The sequence below is a fragment of the Calidifontibacillus erzurumensis genome (assembly GCF_013303125.1).
Taxonomy (GTDB): Bacteria; Bacillota; Bacilli; order Bacillales; family Bacillaceae_J; genus Calidifontibacillus; species Calidifontibacillus erzurumensis.
In genome coordinates, this window is the sequence record NZ_JABTTE010000074.1 from 1 (window position 1) to 593 (window position 593).

General features: G+C 45.0%; 2 tRNA genes and 1 rRNA gene. All 3 read right to left on the bottom strand.

What is annotated here, in order from left to right:
• Positions 1–12: 12 nt before the first annotated feature.
• Positions 13–88: transfer RNA gene (locus tag HR057_RS16855), tRNA-Thr, on the bottom strand.
• Between the two features lie 27 nt (positions 89–115).
• Positions 116–191, bottom strand: a tRNA-Val gene (locus HR057_RS16860).
• 5 nt (positions 192–196) lie between these two features.
• Positions 197–312 (bottom strand): 5S ribosomal RNA (gene rrf / locus HR057_RS16865).
• Positions 313–593: the final 281 nt, after the last annotated feature.

The following is a 593-nucleotide window of genomic DNA, read 5'->3' on the forward strand; positions in this document are numbered from 1 at the left end:
GTTAGATGGATATGGTGCCGGCTAGAGGACTTGAACCCCCAACCTACTGATTACAAGTCAGTTGCTCTACCAATTGAGCTAAGCCGGCATATATTGTAATAATTAATATTAATAATGGTGGAGGATGACGGGATCGAACCGCCGACCCCCTGCTTGTAAGGCAGGTGCTCTCCCAGCTGAGCTAATCCTCCAGAATGCTTGGCAACGTCCTACTCTCGCAGGGGGAGGCCCCCAACTACCATCGGCGCTGAAGAGCTTAACTTCCGTGTTCGGAATGGGAACGGGTGTATCCTCTTCGCCATCGTCACCAAACATTCTATTTTCAAAGGACATGTTATATAGTATCAACTTTTATTATAAAAGTCAATACTTTTTTATTCCTTCAAAACTAGATAATCTTTTTTCATATTTACTGTGTATTTACTGTCCGATACTGGACTACGCTTTTCTTTTGTCTAGCTTCGGCTCCCAGCGACTTGTAAACTTCGCTCATCTCCTTTCGATAAGTCAACATCGGTTCGTTTCACTCACCGTGTTTCCTTTATCTCAGTCGATGCGCTCCAGTTTATCCGTCGCTAAGCGGTCGCCTACAC